This is a genomic window from Streptomyces sp. NPDC052042, assembly GCF_044548345.1.
GTDB lineage: Bacteria > Actinomycetota > Actinomycetes > Streptomycetales > Streptomycetaceae > Streptomyces.
In genome coordinates this window covers 1-21,200 of record NZ_JBIUBU010000017.1, presented here as the reverse complement: position 1 = coordinate 21,200, position 21,200 = coordinate 1, and the positions used below count along the sequence as shown (strand labels likewise).

Annotated in this window: 17 protein-coding genes and 3 pseudogenes; 5 read left to right on the top strand and 15 right to left on the bottom strand. The window is 69.3% G+C overall.

Annotation, left to right across the window (positions count from 1 at the left end; genetic code table 11):
• Nucleotides 1–35 precede the first annotated feature (35 nt).
• The 13 genes from ACIHCL_RS24925 to ACIHCL_RS24865 all read right to left on the bottom strand — a co-directional run bounded on the left by ACIHCL_RS24925 (nt 36) and on the right by ACIHCL_RS24865 (nt 15,288).
• Nucleotides 36–1,289, bottom strand: a complete 1,254-nt coding sequence (locus tag ACIHCL_RS24925) for a flavin reductase (RefSeq protein ID WP_399864896.1) — start codon at nt 1,287–1,289, stop codon at nt 36–38.
• A gap of 41 nt (nt 1,290–1,330) precedes the next feature.
• Entirely contained in the window at nt 1,331–2,950 is a 1,620-nt protein-coding gene (locus ACIHCL_RS24920) for an ABC transporter substrate-binding protein (RefSeq protein ID WP_399864894.1), read from the bottom strand.
• A 118-nt stretch (nt 2,951–3,068) separates the two neighbouring features.
• Nucleotides 3,069–4,142 (bottom strand): oligopeptide/dipeptide ABC transporter ATP-binding protein, encoded by a 1,074-nt coding sequence (locus tag ACIHCL_RS24915; protein ID WP_399864892.1) that lies wholly within the window; start codon nt 4,140–4,142, stop codon nt 3,069–3,071.
• The gene (locus tag ACIHCL_RS24910; protein WP_399864890.1) at nt 4,139–5,185 is read right to left on the bottom strand and encodes an ABC transporter ATP-binding protein; all 1,047 of its coding nucleotides are present in this window, start codon (nt 5,183–5,185) and stop codon (nt 4,139–4,141) included. The genes ACIHCL_RS24915 and ACIHCL_RS24910 overlap by 4 nt, the downstream gene beginning before the upstream one ends.
• A complete protein-coding gene (locus ACIHCL_RS24905) occupies nt 5,182–6,081 on the bottom strand; it encodes an ABC transporter permease (RefSeq protein ID WP_399864887.1) in 900 nt (299 codons plus the stop codon). The genes ACIHCL_RS24910 and ACIHCL_RS24905 overlap by 4 nt, the downstream gene beginning before the upstream one ends.
• Nucleotides 6,078–7,022, bottom strand: coding sequence for an ABC transporter permease (locus tag ACIHCL_RS24900; RefSeq protein ID WP_399864885.1), 945 nt, complete (start codon nt 7,020–7,022; stop codon nt 6,078–6,080). Before ACIHCL_RS24900 ends, ACIHCL_RS24905 begins: the two co-directional genes overlap by 4 nt.
• A 135-nt stretch (nt 7,023–7,157) precedes the next feature.
• The gene (locus tag ACIHCL_RS24895; RefSeq protein ID WP_399864883.1) at nt 7,158–7,589 is read right to left on the bottom strand and encodes a heme-binding protein; all 432 of its coding nucleotides are present in this window, start codon (nt 7,587–7,589) and stop codon (nt 7,158–7,160) included.
• 8 nt (nt 7,590–7,597) lie between these two features.
• Nucleotides 7,598–8,767, bottom strand: a complete 1,170-nt coding sequence (locus tag ACIHCL_RS24890) for a hydroxylase (RefSeq protein WP_399864881.1) — start codon at nt 8,765–8,767, stop codon at nt 7,598–7,600.
• A gap of 205 nt (nt 8,768–8,972) precedes the next feature.
• Nucleotides 8,973–9,737 carry an IclR family transcriptional regulator gene (locus ACIHCL_RS24885; RefSeq protein WP_399864880.1) on the bottom strand — a complete coding sequence of 255 codons (765 nt, stop codon included), beginning with the start codon at nt 9,735–9,737 and terminating at the stop codon, nt 8,973–8,975.
• Between the two features lie 179 nt (nt 9,738–9,916).
• On the bottom strand, nt 9,917–11,335 hold the full coding sequence (locus ACIHCL_RS24880; RefSeq protein ID WP_399864879.1) for an MFS transporter: 1,419 nt from the start codon (nt 11,333–11,335) through the stop codon (nt 9,917–9,919).
• Between the two features lie 142 nt (nt 11,336–11,477).
• On the bottom strand, nt 11,478–12,659 hold the full coding sequence (locus ACIHCL_RS24875; protein WP_399864877.1) for a flavin reductase: 1,182 nt from the start codon (nt 12,657–12,659) through the stop codon (nt 11,478–11,480).
• Between the two features lie 56 nt (nt 12,660–12,715).
• Nucleotides 12,716–13,549 carry an alpha/beta fold hydrolase gene (locus ACIHCL_RS24870; RefSeq protein WP_399864875.1) on the bottom strand — a complete coding sequence of 278 codons (834 nt, stop codon included), beginning with the start codon at nt 13,547–13,549 and terminating at the stop codon, nt 12,716–12,718.
• Between the two features lie 233 nt (nt 13,550–13,782).
• Nucleotides 13,783–15,288 carry an MmgE/PrpD family protein gene (locus ACIHCL_RS24865; protein ID WP_399864874.1) on the bottom strand — a complete coding sequence of 502 codons (1,506 nt, stop codon included), beginning with the start codon at nt 15,286–15,288 and terminating at the stop codon, nt 13,783–13,785.
• A 620-nt stretch (nt 15,289–15,908) separates the two neighbouring features.
• Between ACIHCL_RS24865 and ACIHCL_RS24860 the strand changes: the two are divergent.
• A pseudogene (locus ACIHCL_RS24860) lies at nt 15,909–16,261 on the top strand (IS3 family transposase); the annotation flags it as partial.
• A gap of 55 nt (nt 16,262–16,316) precedes the next feature.
• A pseudogene (locus ACIHCL_RS24855) lies at nt 16,317–16,409 on the top strand (IS6 family transposase); the annotation flags it as partial.
• Between the two features lie 172 nt (nt 16,410–16,581).
• Here ACIHCL_RS24855 and ACIHCL_RS24850 read toward each other — a convergent pair.
• Nucleotides 16,582–17,610, bottom strand: a complete 1,029-nt coding sequence (locus ACIHCL_RS24850) for an IPT/TIG domain-containing protein (protein ID WP_399864873.1) — start codon at nt 17,608–17,610, stop codon at nt 16,582–16,584.
• A 131-nt stretch (nt 17,611–17,741) separates the two neighbouring features.
• On the opposite strand from ACIHCL_RS24850, the gene ACIHCL_RS24845 reads away from it, so the two are divergent.
• Both ACIHCL_RS24845 and ACIHCL_RS24840 read left to right on the top strand, forming a co-directional pair.
• Entirely contained in the window at nt 17,742–18,404 is a 663-nt protein-coding gene (locus ACIHCL_RS24845; protein ID WP_399864871.1) for a hypothetical protein, read from the top strand.
• Nucleotides 18,338–18,772, top strand: a pseudogene (locus tag ACIHCL_RS24840) (transposase); the annotation flags it as partial. The gene ACIHCL_RS24845 and the pseudogene ACIHCL_RS24840, both read left to right, overlap by 67 nt.
• A 153-nt stretch (nt 18,773–18,925) precedes the next feature.
• Here the strand turns inward: ACIHCL_RS24840 and ACIHCL_RS24835 are convergent.
• Nucleotides 18,926–19,867, bottom strand: a complete 942-nt coding sequence (locus tag ACIHCL_RS24835; RefSeq protein WP_399864870.1) for a phosphotransferase family protein — start codon at nt 19,865–19,867, stop codon at nt 18,926–18,928.
• Between the two features lie 605 nt (nt 19,868–20,472).
• Here ACIHCL_RS24835 and ACIHCL_RS24830 point away from each other — a divergent pair.
• Entirely contained in the window at nt 20,473–21,054 is a 582-nt protein-coding gene (locus ACIHCL_RS24830; RefSeq protein WP_399864868.1) for a YdeI family protein, read from the top strand.
• Nucleotides 21,055–21,200: the final 146 nt, after the last annotated feature.

Below are 21,200 nucleotides of genomic sequence, written 5' to 3'. Positions count from 1 at the left end.
AGAAGGGGATCCGTCCAGTCGGACGGCGGGCGCCGTCAGAACTCGGGCCGGAGTTCGGGCTGATGGTTCTCGATGAGCCTCTCGGACACGATCCGGGCGGCCTCGCGCAGCCGTGCCACCCACCGCTCGATCTGACGTCCGTCGGCACCGCGTGGGGTGCCTCCCAGCCTCAGCGCGATCTGGACCTGCTGCAGCGGCCCCTCGACCGGCATCACGATCGAGTGGACGTCATAGCTGCCGTCGGGGTCGATGTCCGGTTCGTAGAGCGAAGCGGTCTCCTTGATGAGCGCCTTGAAGCGGCGCTCGTGCTCGGGCAGTCGGTCCACCGAGGAGTAGTCGCGGATCGCCGCGAACATCTCCCGGTCGGTGTGCGATCCGCGCAACGAGATCGAATAGCCGCGTTCCTGGACACGTTCCAGTTGGGCGATGTACGCCGCGCGGGTCTTCTCGTCGGAGCCGGGCAGCCGGGACAGCCAGTCGTTGACCGCCACCGAACCCGCGTGCGAGATGAACACCGCGCCCAGCGGGGGGACGAGGGGGACGCGGAAGCCCAGCGAGATCAGGCTCGGATCCGGGGAACGGCTGGCGAGGGCGACGAACACCGCGTCCTCGCCAGCGCAGGCGGTCACACTGCACTCCACCTGGAACTCCGAGGCGATCTGTTCCACCTGGTCGCGCGCGAGTTCCGCCTGCCGGATCCCCTGGATCAGGTCAGGCTCCGTGCGGGCCAACAGTGTCGGCAGGGTGAAGCGGCCGTAGCCGCCCTGGAAGAACAGCAGGGGCAGGGTGGGCCGGACCACGTCCATGGCCGAGGCCCGGCCGATCACGATGTAGTGGTCGCCGGCCTCGCTGATCGATTCGTATGTGCAGTCCACCCAGGCCACGACGCCGTCGAGGACCGGGGCACCGCTGGGCGCCGGTTCCCAGGCGACACCGGCGAACTTTTCCTCACCGCGCCGGGCGAACCGCCTGCAGAGCGCCTCCTGGTCGGCGGCGAGGACGTTGACACAGAAGCTGTCGGCGGTCCGCAGCCGTGCGAAGGTGCCGGAGTCGCACTGCGGCAGGAAGGCCACCAGGGGCGGGTCGAGGGACACCGAGGTGAAGGAACCCACGACCATCCCGATGGGCTCGCCACGGTCGTCGATCCCCGTCACCACGACCACACCCGTGGGGTAGTTCCCGAGGGTCTGCCGGAAGTGGAGCGGTGCGACGCCTTCGTGCTCGGCCGGTGCCGGAGTGCTTTCCCCGGCGTCGGCACGGCGCGAAGCGGGGTCGGTCTCGTGTGTCATCTGTTGTCCTCAGGGGCTCGGTTCGGTTCCGTTCTTCGGTGTCACTTGGCGTAGAGGTGCCTCGCGTCGAACATGTCGACGGTCTGCTCGCCCTGGGCCCCGGGGAATCCGCCGACCTGCTTGCCGACGATCCAGCCCCCGACCTGCTGCACCAGGGGGATGGACGGCATCCACCCGGTGAGCTTCTGCTGGGCCTGCGTGTAGAGGTCGTGGCGCTGGTCCATCGGAGTCACGTTCAGTCGCTTGATGATCGAGTCCAGCTCGGGGTCGCCGCTCTTGGTGATCGACCCGGGGGAGGTGGAGAGGAACCGGATGCTCAGGTCGGTGGTCGTCTGCAGGGTCATACCGATGAACCTCAGCTGCGCCACGTAGTTGCCGGCAGCCGCTTCCGTGATGATGGTCGGCTGGTCGCTGACACCGATCGACATCTTGATTCCGATGTCCGAGAGCATCTGTTGGATGACGCTCGCCTGGCGCTGGAACTCCGGCGGAGAAGTGATGGTCATGGTGAAGTCGGGTGACTTTCCGCCCGCTCTATAGGCGTCGACCAGCTTCTTGGCGTGGTCCGGGTCGTAGGCCGGGTAGGCGGTCTTCGTGAACTCGGGATGGTTGGAGGTGAACCAGCCCTTCATCGGAGGCTGCTGGCCCTCGAAGACGGCCTTGGCGAGCGCCTGCGTGTCGATGCCCTCCAGGAGCGCCTTGCGCATGTTCGGGTCGTTGAAGGGCGGCTTCGACAGGTTGAGTGCGATGTAGAAGTAGGTGTACGCGGGCTGCTCCAGCACCGTCAGCCCGGCCTTCTCCGCTTCCTTGAAGTCGGTGACCGACTGGGTCGGCGCCAGGTCGAGGCTGCCCGCCTTCAGAGCGGACAGGCGTGCCTGGGTGTCCGTCGCCGTTGTCAGGGTCAGGCGGTCGAGGTAGGGCAGGTTCTTGTCGCGGTAGCCAGGGTTCCGCTCCAGCACCAGGTCGCCGCCGGGCTGGAACGACTTGACCTTGAACGGTCCGGCGCCGACCGGGTGAAGACCGAACGACTTGCCTGCCTTGCGGACCTCGGAGGGTGACGGGACCATGCCCGCGCTGCCCGCGAGGAGGAGCGGGAACTCCACCGACTTGGTCGCGACGGTGAGTTCGACGGTGAGGTCGTTCGCCTTCTTGAGGCTGGTGATCTGCCGGGCCTGGCCGGCGTCACGGGCTTGTGACTCCGGCGACGCGTAGCGCTTCAAGTGGGCGATCACCGCGTCGGCGTCGTAGGGCGTGCCGTCGGTGAAGGTGACGCCGGGCCGCAGCTTGAGCGTCCAGTGAACGTTGTCGGTGGAGGTGAGCGATTCGGCCATTTCCGGCGCGGCCTGGCCGTCCGGCTCGATCTTCATCAGGGTGTCATAGACGGCCATGGCCGCGCTGGTTCCCGGAGTCGGGAGGGCGACCGTGGGGTCCAGGCTGTCGATCGGCGCGATCACACCGGCCTTGAGCGAGCCGCCTTTCATGGGCTGACCGAGCGCCAGCTTCGCGCCGCCGTACGCGTTGAGCGAGACGCCCTCGCTCTTGGTGACCTCGGTGGTGGGCCGAGAGGTACCGGGTTCCCCACCGCCGCACCCGGCGGCCAGCAGGGCCACCGCGACAGCGGTGGCCAGTATCCCGGCCTTGCGGTGATTGGTTTTGATCACGAAAGCTCCTCGGGCTGATCGCTGGTTCCACGGGCATGGACTGATCCGCCGTGGTTTGTATGGTCTGGTCCCTCCGCGCCTCTGCCCACGTTCCGGTGCCACACGGCGGAACGAACGGTCAGAACGGCCGCTGAGAGGTGGGCGCGGAGGCCGGCGCCGGGCCGGACGCAGGTGTGTTCGCGGGGTGGTGGCAGGCGACGAGGTGCCCGGGTTCGGCTTCGGACAGCTCCGGGGCCTCGCGCAGACAGAGCTCGGTGGCGGCCGGGCAACGGGCCGCGAACGGGCATCCCGCGGCGGTCACGGGACGGGGTGGGACGGCACCGGGCCGTCGGCGGCGTTCTTTGTCCCCGGGGTTCGGGATCGAGGCGAGCAACAGTTCGGTGTAGTGGTGCAGCGGCCGGGCGTACAGCTCGTCGGCGGTCGCGATCTCGCACAGCCTGCCGAGATACATCACCGCCACACGGTCGCTGATGTTCTTCACCACGGCGAGGTCGTGGGAGATGAAGACCATCGAGAGATCGTGCTCGACCTTCATCCGTTCCAGCAGGTTGAGCACCGCGGCTTGAACCGACACGTCCAGCGCCGAGACCGGCTCGTCACAGATCAGGACCTCCGGATTCTGGACGACGGCGCGTGCGATCGACACCCGCTGGCACTGTCCGCCGGAGAGTTCGTGTGGTCGGCGGTCCGCCATCCGCTCGTCCACACCGACCTCGTCGAGTGCCTTCAGGGCGACCTGGCGGGGATTCGGGTGCCGTGCCAGGCGGAGCGGATCGGCGACGATCTCCAGTGCGCTGCGGCGCGGGTTCAGGGACGAGATCGGGTCCTGGAACACCAGTTGGATACGTCGCCGCAGGGGGCGCAACTGGCGCTGGGTCAGGCCGGTGAGCCGGTCGCCGCCGAGGTGGACCTCGCCCGAGGTCGGGGGTGGCAACTGGACCAGCGCCCGGCCGATCGACGATTTTCCGCAGCCCGACTCGCCCACGACGCCCAGGGTTTCCCCCTTCAACAGGTCGAGGCTGACACCGCGGACGGCGCGGACCGGGGGCTGGCCTGCGGCCTTGTACTCTACGACGATGTCCTGTGCGGACAGGACGGGCCGCGCGATGGCCCCCTTCTCGGTCTCCCTGGCGGGAGCAGGTACCAATTCCCCCGGAACCGGTGCGCTGTCATGGGACTGTTGGTTGGTCATGCCGGCGTTCCTCGGACGGGTGCGGACTGCTGGGCGCCGATGCCCGCACCCGGGTCCACCTCTACGGCGGACATCGGGTTGTGGCAGGCGATGGAGGAGGTACCGTCGACGGCCGAGAGCAGGGGACGAACGCTCCCGCAGATCTCCAGTACCCGTGGGCAGCGGTCACGGAAGGCGCAGCCCGACGGACGTTCCAGGAGGTTCGGCGGGCGACCGCCGATGGTGTTCAGGCGGGTGTGCGGCGGGTCTTCCAGGCGTGGCCGGGCACCCTCCAGCAGCCAGGTGTAGGGATGCCGGCGGTGCTCGAAGACCTCGCTCGCCCGGCCCCGCTCCACGACCTCGCCGGCGTACATCACCGACACCTCGTCACAGCGCTCGGCGATCAGTCCGAGGTCGTGCGAGACCAGCAGGATGGCCAGGTCACGTTCCTTGCGCAACTGGTCGAAGAGGTCGAGGATCTGCGCCTGCACCGTCACGTCGAGCGCGGTGGTCGGCTCGTCAGCGATGAGGAGAAAGGGGTCGCAGGCGAGCGCGATGGCGATCATGATCCGCTGGCGCTGACCGCCGGAGAGCTCGTGGGGAAAGGACCGCAGCCGGCTCTCCGGGTCGGGGATGCCGACCTGTCCGAGGAGGCTGAGCGCCTTGGCACGGGCTTCTTTGCGGGGCAGCCCCTGGTGCTGACGGATCGGCAGCATGAGCTGCCGGCCGATGCGCATGACCGGGTTGAGCGCGGTCATCGGGTCCTGGAAGACCATCGCGATCTGCCGACCGCGAATGTCCTGGCGCAGTTGCTTCTCGCTCAGCCCGGTGAGATCCCGGCCGTTGTACCTGATCTCTCCCGCGCGGTGCTCGATGGCCCGCTGCGGCAGGATACCGAGGATCGACCGGGCGGTCACCGACTTGCCCGAGCCGCTCTCCCCGACGAGGCCGTGCACCTGGCCCTTCTCGATCCGCAGGTCGACGCCGTTGATCACCTTGGCGACGCCACGGGCGGTGCGGAAGTGCATCTCCAGACCCGAGACTTCGAGCAAAGGGGTGGTCACAGTGCGGCCTCCTTGACGTCGAACCTGCGGTTGAGGGCCTCGGCCAGGAAGTACAGGGCCAGGAGCGTCACGAACATCGCGGCCGCCGGCAGAAGGGCGATGTGCGGGTTGTTCTCGAACTCCGACCGCCCGTCGGCCATCATCGTTCCCCAACTCGACGCGGGCGGCGGGACGCCCAGGCCGAGGAAACTCAGGCTGCCCTCGGCGACGATGGCGACGGCGACCAGCACGGTCGCGAAGGCGATGACCGGGCCGACCACATTGGGAACGATCTCCCGGATCAGGATGCGGGTGCCACCGGCCCCCATGCCCCGCGCTGCGGTCACGAACTCCCGTTGGGTGAATGACAGTGTCGCCGCCCGCGTGACCCGGGCCACCTGGGGCGCGGTGATGAGGCCGATGCCGATGATGATCATCTTCAGGCCGGTGCCGATGAAGACGCTCAGTGCGATCAGGGCGACCAGCGACGGGAAGGCCAGCAGTATGTCCATCAGCGCGTTGATCACTCGGGAGAGCACACCGCCGTGGAACCCAGCGAGCAGGCCGAGCAGGGAGCCGATCAGCACTGCCAGGGCCACACCGCCGATGCCGACGGTGAGACTGACCCGTCCCCCGATGATGAGCCGGCTGAGCATGTCGCGGCCGATGGTGTCCGTGCCGAGAAGGTGTCCGGCGTACCCCGGCGCGGCACCGATGGCGCCGTAGTCGCTGCGGGCCGGATCCGGCAGTGGCAGCAGCGGGAAGGCCAGCCCGGCGAGAGCGAGCAGTCCGAGCCACGCCGCGGAGACCGCGGTGCTGGCCCTGAACGTCAACGACCGCCAACCGCCCCGGGCTTGGACGCCGGTCGTCCCGGCCTTCTTCGTAGCCGGCTCGACGCCGACGGTCTCGGTGGTCATGCGCGCACCCTGGGGTCGAGGAACGTGTAGAGCATGTCGACAAAGAAGTTCGCGACGACGTACGCCGAGGCGATGAGCAGGATGAGGCCCTGCACCATCACGTAGTCACGGGCGTTGATGCTGGTGAACAGCAGGGTCCCGACACCCGGCAGGCCCGAGATCAGCTCGATGACGACCGTTCCCCCGACGAGGACGCCGATGTTGACGCCCACGACCGTGACCAGGGTGGGCAACGACGGCTTCAGTGCGTACCGGGTGAGGATCGTGCCCGACCGCAGGCCGATGGAGCGGGCCAAGAGGATGTAGTCCTCCTGGAGCGTCCGCACCATCTCGGTTCTCAGCACACGGAGGTAGAGCGGGATCAGCCCCGCCGAGAGGGCCAGCGTCGGAATGGCCAGCGATTTGATGTTCTCCATCACTCCGTCCTGGAGCGGGACGTATCCGATCGCGGGCAGCAGCTTGAGCTTCACCGCAAGCAGGAACACCAGGAGCAGGGCGACCATGAAGTGCGGCAGGGACTGCATCCCGAACGTGAAGACCGCGATGATCCGGTCACGGACCGAGTCACGGCGGTTGGCGGCGATCGCCGCCAGCGGGATCGCCACTGCGAGCGAGACCACCTCGGCCACGACCATCAGCTCCAGGGTCACCGGCAGCCGGTCGACGACAGCGCCCAGCACCGACTGACCGGTGCGGTACGACTGACCGAGGTCGCCCTGGAACAGGGCGCCCAGCCAATGCACGTAGCGCACCAACAGAGGCTGGTCGAGCCCGAGGTTGTGGCGAATGGCCTCCACTGCCTCGGGTGACGGCTGGTCGCTGGAGGCCACGATGACCTCCGCAGTGTCGCCCGGCAGCATGTCGAGGAGGACGTACACCAGGAAGGTCACTCCAAGGAGTACTCCTGCCAGGTGCGCCACCCGGATCAGAGCGGTACGCACTGTTCACCTCCCTCTGGTCGGCCGGTCGTGCGGCGACCGACGTCTTGCCCGAGGACCGTGGGACGGCTCCTCGGAGTGGCTCCAACTGGGCATTCCCCGTGGCGGAACAACTCGCCCGGCGATCGGTGCGCCGACCTACTCATCGGCTTCCTCCTCGGTCCTCTCAGCGAAGGCGGCCACGGCCTCGCCGGCCGCGCGCACGTCTTCCTCCGGAGTCGCGCCGCTCACCCCGACGGCCCCGAGGAGCCGTTCCCCCGCAAAGAGCGGCAGACCGCCGGGCAGGTCGGTCACGCTGAACGGCAACTGCTCACCGGCCAGCCGCACTACCTCGGGATACCGCTCCCGCATCGCCGCGAGACCGGCCGAAGGGCGGCCGAAAGCCGCCGAGGACCGTGCCTTGCAGCAGGCGATCCCGGCAGTGAACCAGGAGGCTCCGTCCATGCGGACGGAGGCGATCTCGTAACCCTGTTGATCGACGACGACGGCGCTCAGGCGTTGTCCGCGTCCTTTGGCGGCGCTCACGAGTGTGCGCAGCATCTCCTGGGCCGTGCCGAGGCTCAGCTCCATGACGGGCCTCAGTACCGGACACCGGCGGGGACGGGCAGACCGAACAGGTCGAGCCCATAACCCTCGTACGTCAGCTCAGCAGCGTTGTTGACGTGGTTCATGGCGGCGTGCAGGTCGCGCCAGCACCGCTGGAACCGCTGGTCACGACGGAGCGAGCCGCCACCCCCGTGCAGGAACAGGTTGTCGACCGCATCGACGGCGCGGCGCACGGAACGGACCTGGTTCCGCCGGACCTCCAGGCGCAGGGACGGGGTCAGCTCGTGGCCGGCCTCGGCCACCTGGTGGACCCGGTTGATGTCATTGAGGAACTGCAGCCTGCCAGCCGCGATGTCGGCGGAGGCGGCGCCGAGCGCGGCGAGGTGGTGCGGGTTGCGGGCCGCCGCCGCGCCTCGGGCGTCCACCCGTTCCCGGGTCAGGTCGACGAAGGCCGCGAGGGCGCCCTCGGCGATGGCGAGGCTGCCGGCTGTGATGGCCCCGGAGAACATGATCGCGAAAGGCATCCGGTACAGCGGGTTGGTGCGTCCGAGCCGCATCGCCGCTTCCGGGAGCAGGTCGGGGTTCACGACCCGCTCGGCCGGGATGTACGCGTCCTTGACGACGATGTCCTTGCTGCCGGTGCCCTCAAGGCCGATGACCTGCCAGGAGTCTGCAACGATCGTGTAGTCGGAGCGGGGGAGGACGAAGTGCCGCACCGCGGTGGCGGGGTCGGCGACCGCGCCGTGGGCGTCGGTGACCAGGCCGCCGAGAAAGATCCACTCGCAGTGGTCGGTCCCGGAGGAGAACGACCAGCGGCCACTCAGGACGTACCCGTCGCCCTCGGGCCTGGCCCGGCCCAGCGGGGCGTACGGCGAGGCGATCCAGGTGTCCTGGTTCTCACCCCAGACCTGCTCCTGGACGGAGTGGTCGCACTGTGCCATCTCCCAGGGGTGGACGCCCACCACACTCGCCACCCAGCCGGCCGAGCCGTTGCGGGAGCCGATGTCGAGGACCGCCTCGAACCACTCGACAGGGTGGGCCTCCTCACCGCCGAACTCGCGAGGCTGCAACATCCGGGTCGCCCCGGTCCAGCGCAGCTTGTCGGCGACTTCGTCGGTGAGCCGGCCGAGCCGCTCGCAGTCCGGGGCACTTCCCGCCAGGAAGTCCCCTGCCTTCTCGATCCGTTCACGAACGTCGCTCATCTGGCCTCTCTCAGTGTCCCGGGGGTCGGTCCGAAGGGGGCTGCCGGGCTTTGCCTCGGCTGCTCGGTGTTCGGCTCGCCGGGCCCGGACTCGGCGGCCGGTCACACGGTCCGCCCGGCTTGGCCTCGGCGGCTTGATACTCGGCCCGGAACTGCCGGTCGGCGAAGCGGTCCGTGCCACCCCGTGGAACCGCTGGTGGCGCACATCACTCCCGGGCCGCGTCGGCTTCCTGTTCCCGCAGGTGGAAGGCGTGCAGAGCGGAGATCTCGTTGGCCGCGGACTGCACGCGGGTGGCCAGCGCCGCGGGGTCGAAGCGGCCGGTGGGGCCTGACACCGATATCGCGGCGACCGCCCTGCCGTGGTGGATGACCGGCGCGGCGACACAGGTGAGGCCGAGTGCCGCCTCCTCCCGGTCGAAGGCCACGCCGTGCTGGGCGACCCGGCGCAGTTCGGCCAGGAACAGTCCGGGGGCTGCGATGGAGTGGCGGGTGCGGCGGGTAAGACCGCCCTCAAGGATCCTCTCGACCGCGTTCTGGTGTCCGAACGGAAGCATGGCCTTGCCGAGTGCCGAGCACGAGGCGAGCATGCGTCCGCCGATGGCCGTGGGCACCTTGATGCCGCCGTGCCCGTACACCTTGTCCAGGTACAGGACGTCCGTATGGTCCAGAACCGCGAGATGGACGACGTATCGGCTGTGCAGGAACAGGTCGCTGAGGAATGGGCCGGCGACGCTGCGCAGGTCTGCGGGAGCGCGGTCGGCCACGCGGTTGCCGAGTTCGAAGACCAGCCAGTTCAGCCGGTAGTCGGTGCCGTACCGATCCAGGAATCCGCTGCGTTCGAGCTGGTTGAGCAGCCGGAACGCCGTGGACTTCGGCAGTCCGGTGGCGCGGGCCAGTTCGGTCACTCCGGCGATCGGTCCCGTGGCGCGGAACGCCTCCAGCAGGCGCAGCGCCTTGCCGACAGAGGTCAAGGGGCTGTTCTCCCTCTCCGTAGGGGACACCCCGTCACCCCGCGCGGCGGATATATCCAGAAAAGCCACTGATTGACCCTTTCATCCACCCCTGTGAGAGCCCCCATAACTACCCGGTTCCAGTCACCTCGGGAAGATGTGGGAGAAAATGTGTTCCATTCTGCGGCACAAGCCCTGTGTCATCCCCGATCGGGCGGGTCGTCGAGCCGGGACAGGAGTCGCCCGCCGCGTCCCCGGAGGAGCGGCAACACCACGAGAGCCAGTACGACACCGGCTCCCGCCACGGTCACGCGCGGGCCGATCAGGTCGGAGATCGCGCCCTGGACCAGGGAGCCCAGGGGCAGGCTCGCGCTGTACACCATGATCCGGATCGCCAGGACACGGCCGCGCATCCGCTCGGTCACCATCATCTGGATCGAGGTGTTGGCGGACGAGACCACGGCGAGGAAGCAGCCGCCGACCACGACGAGGCAAAAGGCGCCGACCACGGGACCGGGTGCCAGGCCGAAGCCGACCATGGCCAGTCCATGGACCGGCATGGCCCAGCGAACGATCCGCGCGAGGGTGAGCCCGCCTCCGGCACTGGACACGAGAGGGGCACAGAGCACCGCTCCGAGGCCGAGCGCCGCGTTCAGCGCCCCGAGGGCCAGCGCCCCCACGTGGAAGACCTCGTCGGCGAAGACGACCGTGAACCCGAAGACCGGATTGCCGAAGAAGCCGATGAGCACCGAGACCAGGATGGCGACCCGGATACCCGGCTGTCGGCGCACATAGCGAAGAGCTTGCACGAAGCCGCGGACGACACCCGGATCGCGGGCCGAACCGGGGGCCGGGCTTCCCGTTCCGCGCCTGATGAGAACGAGCGCGCACAACACGAAAACGAACGAGAAGCCGTTGATGAGGAACGCCCAGCCCGGTCCGAGCGTGGCCAGCAGCAGACCGGCGACGGCCGGGCCGACCGAGCGGGCCGCGTTGAACTGGAGCGAGTTCAGCGCCACCGCAGAGGCCAGGTCCTCACGAGGGACCAGATCGTTGACGAACGACTGCCAGATCGGCAGGTTGAGCCCGGTGATGAGGCCAGACAGCGCGACGATCGCGAGGATTGCGGGCGGCCGGGCAGCACCGGTGACCCACAGCGCCCAGAGCCCGCCGGCCGTGACAGCCATGGCGATCTGAGTGGATATCAAGACCCGGCGCCGGTTCAGGCGGTCCGCGAGCGATCCGCCCAATGGTGCGACGAGGACGCCCGGGAGGAACTGGGCGAGGGCGGCCAGACCGACCCAGAAGGCGCTGTGGGTGGCCTGGAACAGTACGAAGGGAACAGCGAGGTTCGACAGCCACGTCCCTATGTTGGAAGCGAGCGCGCCGCTCCAGAAGAGCCGGTAGTCCCGGTGTCGAAAGGCCCGCAGGGAGTGCCGCAACCCCGCTTTCCGTTTCCCTTCCCCGGGGTCTTCCCGGGCCCCTTCCGGAACATCAGCGGGGAGATCGTCGGGCGCCTCCTCCGGAGCACTACCCAGCGGATTTCGTCCTGCCGGCACCCTGCCCCCAGTCTCCGCTCCCGGCTTCACCGGTGCTTTCTCCCGCGTGACGCGCCACATTCCGTCCCGCGCCCTTCTTCCTGTCCATTCCCCGGCCACGGGTCCCGGTTCCGCCGCTGCCCCGGTCGGCACCCGCGCCGGACCCCCGTCGGGCAGCCCGCACCGACCGCCGTACGGGGACCGCGTCGTCGGGATCTGCCGGTCACCTGGCAGATCCGAGGGACCGGCCGGAGGCGGTGGCCTCCCGGGACGCCGACAGATGGCCGGCGGCCTCGGTCAGGCGTGTCAGCCAGTGCCGGACCGTGGCCTCCGGGGCCTGCACGGGAAGTTGGGAGATGCGCAGGACGAGCCGGACCTCATGGTCGGGGCCGAAGACGGGGGCCACCAGAGAACGGACGTCGTACCGCTTGCCGGGCTCAAGCGGCACCGGTTCGTACGCTTCCGCCATCTCGGCGATCTCCCGCTCCACCCGCCGGTGGTGCTCCGGTGTCAGGTCCCCCTCGGAGTACTCACGCAGGGCCGTCGCCAGTCGGCCCTCTTGTCGCTTCCCCGCCAGCGACATCGACCAGCCCCGCCGACGGGCCACGTCGAGTCGGCGCCGGTAGGCGCTGCGCGCCGCGGAGTCCGAGGCCCCAGTGCCGTCCAGCCACCGGACGACCGTCTCCTCGTCCTGCCAGGCGACGTACAGATCACCCAGCGGCGGACGCATCGGGATCCGGTCGCCGACGGTGTTCAGGGCCGCCCTGCCCGGCGGCGCGGCCACGGCAACCGTCACCAGGTCGGGCCCCACCGGCGACAGTACGGAGCACTCCACCCCCAGCTCCTGGGCGAGCGCCTCCATCCGGGGCCTGGTCCGCTCGGCGAGCCGGACACCGCGGATCAGATCGGTTCCGGGCGGAGCCGTCAACAACGTGGGAGTGAACCGGCCGTAGCCGCCCTGGAAGAAGAGCAGCGGCTGCACCCGTCGGACCACCCGTAGGCGGGTGACCCGGCCCAGCACCAGCCAGTGGTCCCCGGCCTCGGTCACGTCGTGGGGCTCGCAGTCGATCCACGCGACGGCCCCGTCGAGGACCGGGGCGCCGGACGGCGCCGGAGTCCACTCCACCCCCTGGAACCGGTCCTCGCCCGGGACCGCGAACCGGCGGCACAAACCGTCCTGATCAGCCGCGAGGACGTTGACGCAGAACGACGATGCCGTCCGCAGACGGGCGAAAGTACGGGAGTCACGGGTGGGCAGGAAGGCGACCAGCGGCGGGTCGAGGGACACGGACGTGAACGATCCGATGGTCATCCCGACCGGTTCTCCCGTCTCGTCCCGTGCGGTGACCACCACCACTCCGGTCGGGTAGTGACCCAGAACCTCCCGGTACCTGAGCTTTGCCACAGTGTGCCGCTGCTTGTGCGCCGGCGGACGTGACATCGCTGTCCCCTCTCGTTCGGTCAGTTGTTGTTGATGAAGTCCGCGACAAGGCGGTTGAACTCCTCCGCGTGCTCGACCTGGGCCCAGTGACCACACCGGTTGAGCAGTACCAGCCGCGAGTCGGGGATCAGGGTGACCAGCTTGAGGGAGTTCTCGTAGTGCACGACCCGGTCGTCGCGGCCGTGCACCAGAAGCGTGGGCACGGGGATGCCGGCCAGTCTGTCCTCGCTCGGCCAGTCGCGCGGGTTCCGGCCGCCGGCCAGGAAGTTCCGGGCGTGCTCGGGGTGCTTGACGAGGCTGTCGAGCCGTTGCCGGGCACGTTCCTCACGCAGTTCGCCCGAGTCGTAGCTCATCACGTCGACCAGTTCGCGCATGCTCTCGATCGTGGGCTCCCGGTAGCCCTTCTGAAGGATCTTGATGCCCTCGGTGGGGCCGCCGGCGCCGAACAGCTTCGCACCGGTGGCGCCGGCTCCCATGGTGATGAGGTGGGACAGCCGCTCGGGGTGTTCGACCGCGAAGCGGATCGCGGTGGCGCCGCCCATGGAGTTGCCGATGAACGCGGCCTTCCCCAGGCCGAGTTCGTCCATGAACTCAAGGGCGGTACGCACATGGTCCCGGTCCTCGGGCGTGACCGGGTCGGAATCGCCCCAGCCGGGCATGTCGACGGCGTAGCAGGTGAACTGCTCCACCAGCTCGACGATGTTGGGGCCGAAGTTGCTCCATCCGGTCGCGCCGGGGCCGCTGCCGTGCAGCAGGATGACCGGGTGGCCGTTGCCTGCGACGTTGTAGTGAACGTTTCCTGAGGGGAGCTTCACAGAACGGCTCGTGGACTCCTGGGTCAGCTGAAGGGTCATCGAGGTGGCCTCTCGTAGTGCCGGGCTCGGACGTCCGAAGGTTCTCCCGGATGTGCGGCTGTCACGAAGAAATCGGTGCCGACAGACGGAACGCTCTGCCCCGCGGAGGGCGGGATCCCACTTCCCGGCGAAGACGGCGGTGCCCGCGCCGAGCGGTTCCCGGGTCTCTTCGTCGGGGAGTCCGGGCGGGGCCGGGCCGCCGACGCCGGTGAGGCCGGGCACTTGCGGCCGGCTCACCAGGAGGGTGTCCCCCGCGCCCAACACAACGCGTCCTGCAAGGGGGCCAATGAGGGGGTCGCCGTGGCCCGGCGCAGCCGTTCACCGAGTGCGGCGGCCTCGGCGGGATTCCAGTCGGCCTCGGCGAGTGCCGCCGCGAACTTCGCGTCGAGATCCGCGTCGGTCAACGGGTTGCGGGCGTCCCCATAGGTCACGTCCGCACCGTGGCTCTGAGCCTGTCCGTCATTCAGAGTGACCTCGACGGTAGTGTGGGAGCACGTCGGATCGTCGTCGGTGTCGCGCCGCTCCAGCTCGAACAGGTCCGTCAGACGGCGGACCGCGGCGTCGTGGAGAACCCGGTCGTCGGTGAAGTCCGCAAGTTCGACACGGCCGTCCACCAGGGCGCGGGCAACGGTGTACGCGAGACTGAATTTGCCCTCAAGTCCGGTGACCGGCAGGCGGTCGAGCAGCGGGCTGGTCGACGAGGCGGGGACCGACACCCGGATCCGCGCGATCCGTGACGGGCCCGGGTCCGCCAGGCGACGGCGCAGTTCGAGCGCCGAGTCGATGGCGAGGTGGGTGGCGTAGCAGGACGGGTACCGCTTGAGCGCCCAGTCGGTGGTCCACGCACTCTCCCAGTGGGCGAGCCGCTCGCCGAGTGTGGCCAGCAGCTCGAACGAGGTGTCCCCGTAGGCCGCGAAGAACCCCCGGGGGGCCTCCAGCTGATGCGGGTTGGCGGTGAATCCTCGCCGGGCCAGGCCGATCGCGGTGACGGCGTCGCGGGCGGCCAGCCCCGCGTGCAGGGGTTTGGTCATGGTGCCGAAGTTGGCCAGGCTCCCGGCGGCGCACGACGCGGCGATGCCCAGTGCGTGCCGGGTCGCCCCGGTGTCCAGGCCCGTCAGGTGAGCCAGCGCCGCGGTGGCCGCCAGACGCCCCGTGGACGAGGTGTTGTGCCAGCCACGCCCGTAGTGGAAGGGCAGCGGCAGCGCTTCGGAGACCGCTCGGAAGACGGCCGAGCCGATGTTGTACGCCGCGACGAGCCTGGCGCCGGACACGTCCTCGGCGGCCGCCTGGGCGAGGAGCGCGGGCAGCAGGACGGCACCGGGGTGCATCGCCATCGAGGGCGCGGCGTCGTCCCAGTCCAGGGCGTGGGCCGTGGTGCCGTTGACGAGGGCCGCCTGCGAAGGCGCCAGCCGCAGGCCGGTGCCCCACACGGCGGCCGGGCCGGGCGCCCGTTCGGTCTCCAGCCAGGAGAGCGTCAACCGTCCGGTCTCCGTGCCCACACCGGCCATCGCGACGCCGATCGTGTCCTGCAGGACACGGCCGACGGCGTGGGCATTGGCCTGCGGGGACGGCCGGGGGGCCGTCGCGAACGCGGCGAGTACCTCGGTGGCACCCCGCCGGGCCCCCATCAGCAGGCCCTCGGCAGACGCGGGGGAGAGCCGCACGACATCGCGGACCTCGTCCCGCAGAGCGTCCTGCCCTGGTATCGGCAGCCTCTCGGCCGCCCTGTCCTTCGCCATGTTCCGTTCTCCTCCTGGTTGGGGGTCGGGGCGCCTTGAGCGCGGTGCGCGGCATGTCAGGGCGGGTGAACTTCGCCGTAGCCCGCCCAAGGGGCTTGTACGGCTCTTCCGGGACGGCAGCTCCAGCGAGATGTGGCCGTCAGGGAGCGCGGCCCGGTTGCCGCGCCGGCTTCGGCGGCCGTCGGCTCAGCGGCCCGAGGCCATGACCGCATACCGCAGTGCCGAACTCCTTACATCTCGTTCCAGCCGGCGGAACACGGATCGCCGTGCGGTACCGAATCGGTCCCCGGCGCCGAAGGCCGAGTCTCCGCGCTGTCCGGCCGTGATGACGATCGACATCGGTTTCTGACCCTGCTCGACGACCAGGTGCAGCTTGCTGGTCAGGCCGTCGCACGAGCGTCCGAGGCTGTGGCCGTCCGGCTCAGTGGCGATGCCGCCGGGCGATTCCTTTTGCAGGTCCCCCTTTTCCGCGCGTCGGCAGCGTGCTGGTGGGCCCGGCAGATGGTGGAGTCGACGTTGATGTCCCAGGTGATCAGGCTCTTCGCGTCGGCCTGAGCCTGAAGTTCGGTGAAGATCCGTTTCCAGGAGCCGTCTCGCTGCCAGCGCCGGAACAGGTCATGCACTCCGCCGACTTCGGCGTCAAGCGGCTGTGCCGGGTCCTGGGGGTCTCCCGCTCCGGCTACTACCGGCACCAGACCACCGAAGAGGTCCGCGTCGAGAGCCAGGCCCACGAGGCGGCAGCGGTCGCCGAGATTCGTGCCATCCACGCCGAGCACCGGGGTGCCTACGGCGCCCCGCGTGTCCACGCCGAGTTGAGGGCCCGCGGGGACGGAAGATCAACCGGAAAAGCGTGACACGGCTGATGCGCGTCCACCACATCATCGGGCGCCACTTGCGCCGCACCAGGCGAACGACGATCGCGGACAAGACGGCCGCGCCAGCGCCGGGCCTGCTGATGCGCGACTTCACCGCCGACAGGCTGAAGGACGGTCCCCCTCCACCGTGATCAACCCGGAAGAGGTTGGCTCGTGTCGTCCGCGCCGCTGTCGTACGAGGGCCACCGGTACCCGGTGGAGGCGATCGCGCACGCGGTATGGCTGTACTTCCGCTTCCCGCTGTCTTCTGCGCACGCGCTCCACGCGGAGCGCGCCCGGACCACGACCGGCAGCGGCGGGACGCCGAGGACTCAGGGGCTCCGGCGATGTGTCGATGAATCGCGCCGATGCCCGGGGGCCACCGGGCGCCCGGGCATCGGAGGCGGAGCGGACCGCGCGGGCGGCCACGGCGGCCGGGCTACGGCGTGTAGGTGTACGTCACCGGCGCACTGGTGCCGCCCGCCGTGGTGACCGTGACGTCCACCGGCCCGGGAACTGCACCTGCGGGAGCGGTGGCGCTGCAGTACAGCGGGCCGCAGGAGACGTGCAGGGCCGGCACCCCGCCGAACCGGACGATCCCGTACGCCAGGTCGGTGCCGAACAGGTGGACCGGGGTGCCGCCCGCCGCGGGGCCGCTGGTGACGGGCGCGTACGCCACCGCCGGCACGGGCGGGGCCGGGGGCGGGGCGCCGGTGTAGTCGAAGGCGGCCGGCGCCGCGGCCGTGCCGCCCGGCGTCACCACGGTGACCGGCGCGCTGCCCGAACCGCCGGGCGTGGTCACGGTGCAGGCGGTGTCGGTACAGGTGCCGGGCGCCGGGACGCCGCCGACCAGCACCATGCCGTGGGCCAGGTCGCCGCCGCTGACGGTCAGCGCGGTGCCGCCCGCGCCCGGGCCGGTGGTGGTGTCGGTCCCGGTGACGGTCGGCGGCGCCTGGACCACCGTCGGTCCAGGACTCCCGTCGAGCGGCATGACAGCCACGTGTCCGGTCGGATCAGCGTCGTTCGGGTTGCCGATCGTCGCGACGATCCGGTCGTCCGGCTGCTGGGTGCCGTCGGCCTGGTAGGTCACCTTCATGAACTCATAGTGGCCGGGCCGCCGGGTGGCGGTGAGGACGACGTCCAGGTGGCGGCGGTCGGCCGAGAGGGTCTGGGTGAAGGTGTAGTCGGGCGGCGAGGAGTAGAACGCCACGCCGTAGTTGGCGAGCCCCGGCGGCAGGTCGAGGGTGATGTGGGTCGGCCCGGTGAGGTCGTCCGTTCCGGCAGAGGTCCAGCCGACCACGAACTGGCCCGAGGAGGTGGGAGTCTGCGGCGGGCTGCCGTGCAGGACCACGGTCACGTGCTGGTCGGAGGGTGAGGCGGTGTCGGCCGCCGCGACGCCGGCACCGGCGGCGAGGGTGGTCACGGACAGCACGGCGGCGAGGCCCGCTCTTGCCAGTCGAGTGAGCATGGGCCGATCCTCACGGAAACGCCTCGACCTTTTCACGGTTTTCCCGAATACCGATTCGAAAATGGCGGAATAACGTCGAACCCCGTTCTGAATTCGATAAGTCCGGCCACAGCGGCCGGCCGGACGAGCTGGTGGCCGGTGAGGAGATCACCTACAGCTTCGCCGTCACCAACACCGGCAACGTCACGCTCAAGGACGTCAAGGTCAAGGAGGGCGAGTTCACCGGCACCGGCAAGCTGGGCGAGGTGGTCTGCCCGGCGGAGGCGGCCTCCCTGGCCCCGAGCGCGACGGTCACCTGCACCGCCACCTACACGGTGACCCAGGCCGACGTGGACGCGGGGTCGATCACCAACGCGGCCACCGCCACCGGCACCCCGACCACCGGTGAGGTGCCCGTCTCCCCGTCGTCGAAGATCACTGTGCCGCCCGACGGACGGGCCCAGCTGGGCCTGACCAAGACGGCCAAGGTCACCGACGTCAACCGCAACGGCCGGACCGATGCCGGGGACCGCATTGAGTGGAAGCTCACTGTCGCCAACCAGGGCACCCTGACCGTCACCGGCATCAAGGTTTCCGACCCCACCGCCAGCGACGTGACCTGCCCCAGGACCAGCCTGGCGCCGGGCGAGACGATGGAGTGCACCACCCGGGCCAACACCATCACCGCACAGGAGGCTGCGGGCGGAAAGGTCGTCAACACCGCGACCGCCTCCGGCCGGGCGGGCACGGCCACGACTCGCGAGGCTATGACGGCGCGAAGAAAATCAACGGCCGCAAACGGCACCTGGTCGTGAACACCAAGGGCCTGCCCTTGTTCGTCGTGGTCACCCCGGCCGACATGACCGACCGCGAAGCGGCCAAGGAAGTCCTCTTCCGCCTGTGGCTGATGCACCCCGAGATCACCATCGCCTGGGCCGACTCCGGCTACGCCGGACAACTCGTCGACTGGGCGAAGACGCATCTAAATCTGACACTCAAGATCGTCAGCCGACCGAAGAACACACCTGGGCTCGTCATCCTGCCCCGTCGCTGGGTCGTCGAACGCTCGCTCGCCTGGATCATGCACGCCCGCTGACACGCGACTACGAACGGCTCATCCAGCACTCGGAATCGCTGATCACCTGGGCCGCGATCACCCTCATGACCAGGCGAATCACCCGCCGAAGCTCCCGCAGGAAAGGCCAACCGGCAACCTGCAAGGCGCAACGGGACTGATCAGTCCGGCGGTGGCGGCGGTCACCACCGCCATCCAGAGATCCCGAACCTGCCGAGTCGTCACCGACGCGAGCGACCTACCCCGACAGAGGCCGCCTGACTACTCGGCGGAGGGGCATCCGGGGATGTCTGACAACTCCTCGTACAACCCTGCCAATGCGGTGCGATCGTCGTCGGTGCCCGTGTGCGGCGCGGCGAACCAGCGCGCATATTCAGCGATCTCGGAAAGCCGCCAGTCGAGCGCGAACAGCTCGACCATCGCCGGGTCGGCGTTCAGACCGGCACCGGCGGCCGTGCCGAGCAGATCGGCGTAGTCTCGCTCGCGCGGTGCGAGAGCCAGCGACTCCCAGTCGACCAGCTTCAGTCCACAGGCACCCACGACCTGGTTGGCGAAGTGCGGCTCGCCATGGGTCGGCACCCAGGCGTCCCGGCGGGCCCATGCGATGTCCGTCAGCTCCAGATAACGAATGGTCCAGCGCCTGATCGCGTCGCAGCGGGCGGCGAGCGCGCCCCGAGCCTTCTCTGCCAGGGGTCCGGATGCCCAGGGCCGGGCAGTGCGAACGCGCACCTCATCGGCAAACTCCGGGCCCACCCGTGGAGTCCAGTGCTGCAAGCTGTCCGGCGGCGCTGCCCGATGCAGAGCGGCAAGCGCGGCGATGACCTCACGGACGTGCTGGGGCTCTCGGGCCTCCGCCTCGGTCGGAGACCGCCCGTCCAGCCACGGCGTCACGCTGAGCACGCCGGGCCCGACATCGACGGTAAAGCGCCCGGATCGGGCAGGCACCGGCGCACACACCACATCCAGGCCGCCGGCCGCCAATGCGGCGGCCCCCGCGTAAGCGGCCTCCAGCGAAGTCGCGGTATGTCGGGGCGCCAATTGGTCCAACGTCACAAACAGAGTCCTGCCAGCACCACACACTCGCCAGTGGTATGCGCCGAACCCCCAGGGCAGGTAATCGACTTCGGCAACCTGAGGCAGCCAGTGGGTGGCGACCGCACGTACGACCGCGTCATCGCTGATGAACGAGGGAGGGGAAAGCACGATGACCGATCCTAGGAAGCGCGGTAGGTCGCCGTCATCTTATTTCGCTGCCAGCCACTTCCACCGGGAACGCCGCCCGCGATGCGAGTGGCTGCCGCTGCAACCCCACCGGCGATAGTTCGAGAACAGGTACTGAGCTTGTTCTTTAACCTCTGGTGCTTCTCATGGCCTGCGACATATACGGTGCCGTGGTGACAGGTGGGCTGTACCCACGACTTGCGGATGCGTTCCCAGCACTTGCTACCGAGATCGTGAACTGCTGCGTGCTGAGGGTGAACCGCTGGCCGAGGTGTCGCTGACCTGCCCTACTACGGCCCGTGCACCTGTACCGTATCCTGCGTCAACCTGCTGACCGCGCCGCCCGGTTCGTCGGGTTCCTCCAGGCGGCCACAGCGGGGAGATCGGGCACATCCGAGTACGCGACCTCAACGTCGGCCGTCAGCTCAAGCGGTTCATCGACTCGACGGGTGGCCTGTGGCAGCAGGGCGAAGCTCGCCAAGTAGTGAGCCGGTCAGGTCGCCTGAGTAGGCCGCTTGAGCAGGTCACCTGAGCGGTGCGCTCGAGTAGGTCAGCATCTGTCCTATAGGGCCTCTAGTCTGCGGTTTATGCAGAAATACGAGGACGGCGTCGAGATCCTTGTCCCCGCGAGCCCGGCCGAGCTTGAGGCCTGGCTCGACACGCATCACGGGGAACGGACTGCGCTCTGGGTGAAGATCGCCAAGAAGCATACCGGCATCCCGTCGCTCACCTGGGAAGAGATGGTCGACACGGTGCTCTGCTTTGGCTGGATCGACGGTCAGCGGCGGGGCTTCGACGACTCGTACTTTCTGCAGCGCACGACACCCCGCAGCCCCCGCTCCGCCTGGTCGCAGGTGAACGTCGACAAGGCCGAGGCGCTGATCGCGGCGGGCCGGATGCGCCCCCGCGGCCTTGCCGAGGTCGAGGCGGCGCGGGCAGACGGCCGCTCGGCGAAGGCATATGCCTCGCCGAAGAACGCCACCGCACCACCGGATCTCATCGAAGCCCTCGATGCGAACCCGGCAGCGCGGGCGTTCTACGACACGCTCGGCAAGTCCGACCAGTTCGCGCTGTACCTCGGTCTGGTCACCGCCCGTACCGAGAAGACGCGGCTGGCCCGCTTGGAGCGGATGGTGGCGTCGATGGCAAGGTCTGAGCGGCCGTCATGATCGACCGCTCGGTCAACGCGCAGATCAAGGGCATCAAGGCCCGCGGAGGCTTATTGATCCGAAACGCTTTGGGTTCAGGCTCGTTGACGGTGTGTGAGTGATCTGTTGGGGGATGCGCGGACCTGGTCGCCGGACGCGCAGGAGGC